Here is a 6,685-nt window from a genome sequence, read left to right as displayed (position 1 = left end):
GAAAAAAGGGTATTATTATCCGGCTGACGTAAAACATACAACGTTATTTCGTTCCGGGAGGAGTTTACCTATGAGAAAGACAGCAGCAATACTTATCTTTGTTTCACTTTTCACGCTTTGCGCCTCAGTAGCGGCGTTCGCGGCAGACGACGTTATCGGTGTCGTTGAATTTCAGCGCTGTGTGGCAAGCCATCCGAAATTCCAGCAGGTTCAGAATCAGATGAAAGCTGCGGATCAGAAGAAGAAAAGCGAAGCTGAAGCGGCCTTCAACAAAGCTGCAAGCGATCAGAAAAAATACGAAGCTATCCAGCAGAAACAGATGGAACTTGCCAAAGAGCAGCGCGGACTTATGGCGCCGCTTCTCAAAGACGTTGACCTTGCAATCCGCAAGGTGGCACAGGCAAAGAAAATCACCGTCGTAATGGAAAAAGACGCCACGTTCGCAGGCGGAATAGACATTACGTCAGATGTTATTTCAGCTCTCAAATAATTGTTGAAATTAAAATAAAGGCCCTGCTTCGGCAGAGCCTTTTTTGTTACGCGATTTTTCTGCAAATGTTCTATAATAAAGGCGTGAGAAACAAAACATTCCGAAAGGGGATACTGTAATGGACTGCAAAATTGACATTCAGCAGATTGAAATACCGGAGAACTGCAACGTAATCATCGGGCAGAGCCACTTTATCAAAACTGTCGAGGATATATACGAGGCGCTTGTTACCTCGTCGCCGAGCCTTGAATTCGGTATAGCCTTCTGCGAAGCCTCCGATGCCTGCCTTATACGTCATGACGGAAACAAAGAAGACCTTATTCAGGCTGCAATAGACAGCGCGCAGAAAATCAACGCGGGGCATACTTTCGCGATAGTCCTCCGCAACGGTTATCCGATAAACGTGCTTAACCGTGTTAAAGAGGTGCAGGAGGTATGCAGAATATTCTGCGCTACGGCAAACCCGCTGCAGATACTTGTTGCCGAAACAGAACAGGGGCGCGGTATAATCGGCGTTATTGACGGTTTCACGACAAAAGGCGTTGAAACGGAAGAAGACCAGAAAGGCAGAAAATATCTGCTCCGCGACATAATAGGCTACAAAAGATAGACACGGCTTATTCCTTTACGGTCTAATGCGTGTCCGACAGGGTATGACGCAATGGTGAAAGAAATTTCAAAATACAAATGTTCCGAATGCGGCTTTACGAGCCTGACAATGGTGGGCAAATGCCCGAAGTGCGGTGCATGGGGCAGCATGGAGGCAGACACACCGGTTCCGGTTAATAAAAAAGGAAAGGTGAGTTCCGTCCGTGCCGCAAAGCCTATCAGAGGACTTGACGTTGAAGAACAGCCGCGGATACCGTCCGGTATTGCCGAGCTTGACAGAGTTCTCGGCGGCGGCTGGATTTCGGGCGGAGTCACGCTTATCAGCGGTGAGCCCGGGGTGGGCAAATCCACGCTTCTGCTTCAGGTATGCGCGGCAATGGCGGCTAAAGGCAAATCGGTGCTGTACATCTCCGGCGAAGAATCTTCGGGGCAGATTGCGCTGCGCGGCAGGCGTCTCGGTCTGATGACCGACGGGCTTGACCTGCTTTGCGAAAATGATCTGCCGTCCGCTCTCGAAGCTGCCAAAGACTACGACTTTGTTGTCGTTGACTCGGTTCAGGCGTTCAGGACGGACGATGAAAACGGCTGGGCAGGATCTCCGTCACAGGTAAAACAGGTCGCCCAGATGTGCGTTGACATGGCGAAAAGCAGCGGCATACCGACCGTACTTGTTGGGCACATTACAAAATCGGGGCAGATCGCGGGACCGAAACTGCTTGAACATCAGGTTGACGTCGTTCTGCTCTTTACCGGCGAAAACGACTCGCCGAACAGGCTGCTGCGTGCTGAAAAAAACCGTTACGGAAGCACCGAAGAACTCGGAATATTCGAAATGACGGACAAAGGACTGTGCGCTGTTACAGACCCGAGCAAACTGTACTGGAACGGAAGCGACCTCGGCAACTCAGGGGTGGCGATAGCCATGCCTCTCGAGGGCAGCCGTTCGATAGCGGCGGAAATACAGGCGCTTGCTTCAATGACCCCGTTTCCCTATCCGAGGAGGACTGCGCGCGGCATAGAGCTGAACAGACTTCAGCTTCTTCTTGCCGTGCTTGAACGGCGCTGCGGAATAGTGTCGCGCACGAGCGACGTATATTTGAACGTAGCTGCGGGACTGAATTTAAAAGACCCTGCCGCCGACCTTGCGATATGCGCTTCTTTGGCGTCCGCGCTTCGTGACGTGCCGATCCCGCCGGACGTATGTTTCATCGGCGAAGTCGGGCTTGCAGGCGAAGTGCGCCCCGCCGCGCGTACAAGAATGAGATTAAAGGAAGCGGAAAGAATAGGCTTTAAACGCGCCGTAATAAGCAGGCGCACGCCTAAAGAGGAATATCCGATGGAAGTAATACGCGTTGCCTCGCTGCGCGAACTGCTGGCGATATTCGTAAGCAGATAGAACGGAGAGCAAAATGAAAATAACCATACTCGGGGCGGGCAGCTTCGGAACGGCAATGGCAAAACAGCTTGCAGACTGCGGACACGAAATTCTGCTTTGGACAAATGACGGAGTGCAGTGCGATACAATAAACAAAACGCGCCGCAATTCTTTCTGCTTTCAGGAAACAGAGCTGCCTGAAACCATAGCCTGTACGCTTGATATTGCCGAAGCGCTTGGATTTTCCGACAAAGTAATCTGCGCTGTACCGACGCAGGCTGTGCGTTCCGTACTGGAGCAGACCGTCAGCGTTAAAACAGGCTTTCACATGCTCAGTCTTGCCAAAGGCATAGAAATAGCGAGCGGAAAATTGCTGCACGAAATACACGCCGAAATAACGCCGGACAACGTATATTCCGTGCTTTCAGGCCCCAGCCACGCGGAAGAACTGCTTGCGGGATGTCCCACAACGGTTGCCCTCGCCTCAGAAAAAAAGAGCGAAGCGGCAATGTGGCAGGAGCTTCTCAGCGGAGGCAGATTCAGGATATACACGTCGGACGACGTAACCGGACTTGAAGTCGGCGGCGCGCTCAAAAATATCTACGCGATAGCCGCGGGGATAATATCCGCACTCAGGCTCGGCGACAACGCCTCGGCGGCGCTTGCCTGCCGCGGGCTGGCGGAAATGATGCGCTTCGGGCAGAAGCTCGGCGCAAAACCGATAACCTTAGCGGGGCTTGCCGGAGTGGGAGACCTAATGGTTACCTGCTGCAGCCTGCACTCAAGAAATTTCCGGCTTGGACTTAAAATCGGCGGAGGGCTTGATTTTGAAACGGCAGTAAAAGAAATCGGACAGGTTGCCGAAGGTGCCTACACGGTGCGTGCCGTTGTTGAAAACAGCAGAAAATACAACGTGGAAATGCCGCTTGCCGAAGGCATATACAGCATACTCTACAAGGGAATTTCGCCGGAAGCGCTGCTTGAACGCTACTTTGCGCGCCCGCTCAAAAAAGAACTCGATTTTTAACTTTTTAACGCGTAAGCGGTACAAAAACGGGACAGAAGCATCAGCTTCTGTCCCGTTATAGTTTCAGTGGTGTCAAGGAGGGGAATTGAACCCCTAAGAGCGTTAGCTCACTGGATCCTGAATCCAGCGCGTCTACCAGTTCCGCCACCCTGACATGCGCCAGTTATTATAGCATAGTTTCTCAAAAATCAATGCGGAAAATTATTTGCCCCTGTATTTTTCTCATTTTTCTTCTTTTTGTCCGCCGGTAAAATACTCCAAGCCTTTTGTGTTGCGCGAAAGCAGCAAAATCCGTAAAAATACTTAGTGAAAAATCGGTAAAAATACTTAAAAAAACAGTGCAAATTCTTTCGGAAATGCTATAATAACGTTGTGCGGCAAAAAAATTTGGAGGTGTGTGTCGTGTATAACAAATTCAGAAAAATCTGCTCGGCTTTAATTCTCGCCGGACTTCTCTTTACTTCGGTTTCCCCTGCGTTTGCCTACGGCGTCTACAAGGCGGACAGAAACGATCAGGTGGGGGACAGAATGACCTTTGCGGGGTTCAACTGGCGCGTGTACAAAAAGGACAGCACGTACGGCTATATTACCGTAACGGACTATCTTGACAAAATTCCGTTCCGCAACGACAAGGAAGACACGTCTGAACCGGACTATCCGGCATCTGATTTCCGCAAAAGGGTCAACGACTACGAAAAACAGATGAGAAATTACGACGGTCCGCAGCTGTCGTGGAGAGATGCGGACGCCGGACTCAACTACATAGTAAAGCACGATATGAAGGATGTATTCAAAGAGGATTACGATGACGTGCTTTTCATTATGTCGCTGTCAGAGGCAAGGGCAATGGGAACGTCCAAGCTCGCCCGCGACGTCCTCAGCCTCGGTGATATGTGGTATCTGCGCACGCCGGGCGAGTCAAAAAACGGCAACATGTGTGTTGTAATCAAGCACGGATATATTTCCGATTTCGGAACAAAGGCATATATCAGGCAGTACGTGCGCCCCTGCCTGCAGATTAACCTCAGGTCAGAGCTTTTTAAGCCTGTTTATCTTTTCAAAAGTGCGTTCGGCGCCAAAGAAAAGGCTGGTATCGGCGAAGGCTTTATGATTGAAGATTTTGACCCGTCCAAAGGCTTCAAACGTACGAAAGCGGCTGACGGCATTGAAAAACCCGCCGGCATAACCGTAAGACAGAGAAACAAAAACAGCCTCGGCAGCTGCGCAAAGAGCTACTGCCTGATTGAAGCGCCGCAGGAGATTGTTCTTGGCGGAGGAACCTTTGAGGTTGACGGCGAAACGCTGGAATACAAGACGCAGCCGCCCAAAATCAGCTACACCTCGGACGCCGTAAGGCAGGGCAAGGCGGATTTTGTATCGGTAATAGCGGAAGAAAACAAAAACAACGGGAAATACGTCAGCTACGCGAAGGTGTCAAATTTGGCGGAAGTTGCTGACGGCAAAGGAATTCCCATTCCCTTCGGCAGACTTCCGAAAGGCTCTTACAAGTTGTGGGTCTTTGCCGACAAAATAAAAGACGGTGAAGACGAATGTTCGCAGTTTGTCGGAAGCTGGGTTATTGAAAACGGCGAGCACGGCGAAAAAGGCTATGCCGTACTCGGAACGGACGACGCCGGCAAAAAATTCACCGTAGCCCCTTCCGGCATAACGCTGCTGTTCAAAAACAGGGTCAGCTACGCACAGGACTTTAAGGTCAGCAAGCCCGGAGTAATATTCACAGGGCTTTACGAGGAAGGGGCAAAGAGCGCCGGAGCTGATACTGTGGGCGGTAAAATCGGCGGAAAACTGACGGTTGACGGGCAGACTCTCAAGGTCAACCAGATGACGCTGACCTCTCTCCAGCTCAAAAACAAGGCTGCCATAGACGTATGCAGCGACAGCATTTTGAATCAGCCGGGACCGCACAGCGGGGCGGACGATTCGCTTTCCGGCACTCTGACGCTTGAACCGTCGGGCGATTTCAGCATAGAAGAAGGCTCGCGCATTGTTGTTGAACACAACTGCCGCGTAATCAACAGAAGAAACGATTCCGTAACCGTATGGGACAACGCCAACAAAAGGTCTGTAACGGTTCCGTCAGGAAAAACGCTTCTCGCGGTAAAAGACAATCCTAAGGAACCGTATGATGACGGCTCTCAGCCGACGGCATGGAAAACAGACGTTTTGGACGATGAGCCTGCAATACCGTTAAACAATCCCCCGAGTGCGGGACTTTCGTACAAGTGTGAAATCGCCGTTCAGAACAGCCCGGAAATCGCTGGCATGGGACAGGCTCCCTCTGCCGGTGAAGCGGAAATTTTCAAGGCTGCTGAATACGCAATCAATGAGTTGGCAGCTTGGGTGGAATATGCGCTGTATGAAGATCCCGACAGCATTATCGGTGCAAAAGACATAACGGAAATAACGGAAAAAACAGGCTTCAAACTCAAAATAGCACACGCTGAGGGAACGGGCGAAGATGAAACGCTGAAAGTAAGCGTAAAGCTTGACGTTCCGATAGAGCCTGCAAAAGACAAAAAACTCGCAGTCATACTGCCGATAGGAAATGCTGGCGGCGCTTCGGCTGACGAAGGACTTCTCGGAGCATACGAAGAAACGGACGAAATCCAATACGGCGTATTCAAGGCAGACTACGATGAAAACACGCAGATTTTAACCTTTGAAATTCCTGAATACGGCAAATATTTCGCCGGCGGCGACGAAATATTGCCGCTGCTTGTAACAGTTGCGGAGCTTAACGGTGACGCGGAATTTGACGGCGAAGAACAGAAAAAATCCTCGTCAGGCGGCTGCAACGCAGGGTTCGGTGCGTTTGCGCTGCTCGGCGTTCTCGGAATGTTTTACAGAAAGAAAAATTAAGCGGTAAGCCGGAAGCGTTAAGCGATAAGCTTTTTCTTCACCGTCTCACTGCGAAGCCCAAAGGGCTTGCGCAGTGTCCAGTAGCGTTACGGGCTTTGCCCGTTAGAAACAAGCCCCTGCGGGGCAAAGTCGCTGGATTCTGCGCTACGGCTTACGCCGTCCGCAGAAAGACGATGATTTTAGCGGTTCAAAGGTTTTGCGAGGTGCTAAGTGCAGACGAAAGCGGTGGGTGAATTGCCCGCCTGTGCCGAACGCAGTGAGGCAAACGTTTTACCGGGCAATTCCCGCTTGAGTACGGAGCGCA

At 51.0% G+C, this 6,685-nt stretch carries 5 protein-coding genes and 1 tRNA gene; 5 read left to right on the top strand and 1 reads right to left on the bottom strand.

Annotated features, from left to right (window positions below):
• Positions 1-70: 70 nt before the first annotated feature.
• From KBS54_00195 to KBS54_00180, 4 genes are all read left to right on the top strand, one after another.
• Positions 71-490 carry an OmpH family outer membrane protein gene (locus KBS54_00195; protein ID MBQ0054558.1) on the top strand — a complete coding sequence of 140 codons (420 nt, stop codon included), beginning with the start codon at positions 71-73 and terminating at the stop codon, positions 488-490.
• A 118-nt stretch (positions 491-608) separates the two neighbouring features.
• On the top strand, positions 609-1,100 hold the full coding sequence (locus KBS54_00190; protein ID MBQ0054557.1) for an adenosine-specific kinase: 492 nt from the start codon (positions 609-611) through the stop codon (positions 1,098-1,100).
• Between the two features lie 51 nt (positions 1,101-1,151).
• Positions 1,152-2,495 (top strand): DNA repair protein RadA, encoded by a 1,344-nt coding sequence (gene radA / locus KBS54_00185; GenBank protein ID MBQ0054556.1) that lies wholly within the window; start codon positions 1,152-1,154, stop codon positions 2,493-2,495.
• Between the two features lie 13 nt (positions 2,496-2,508).
• Complete coding sequence (locus KBS54_00180; protein MBQ0054555.1) at positions 2,509-3,501, top strand: NAD(P)-dependent glycerol-3-phosphate dehydrogenase; 993 nt, start codon at positions 2,509-2,511, stop codon at positions 3,499-3,501.
• Between the two features lie 67 nt (positions 3,502-3,568).
• Here the strand turns inward: KBS54_00180 and KBS54_00175 are convergent.
• Positions 3,569-3,655 (bottom strand) — tRNA-Leu (locus tag KBS54_00175).
• Positions 3,656-3,903: 248 nt separating this feature from the next.
• Here KBS54_00175 and KBS54_00170 point away from each other — a divergent pair.
• A complete protein-coding gene (locus KBS54_00170) occupies positions 3,904-6,381 on the top strand; it encodes an SYNERG-CTERM sorting domain-containing protein (GenBank protein MBQ0054554.1) in 2,478 nt (825 codons plus the stop codon).
• Positions 6,382-6,685 lie beyond the last annotated feature (304 nt).

The sequence above is a fragment of the Candidatus Equadaptatus faecalis genome (assembly GCA_018065065.1).
Taxonomy (GTDB): Bacteria; Synergistota; Synergistia; order Synergistales; family Synergistaceae; genus Equadaptatus; species Equadaptatus faecalis.
The sequence above is the reverse complement of the archived record's forward strand: the minus strand, read 5'-3'. Positions and strand labels throughout refer to the sequence as shown.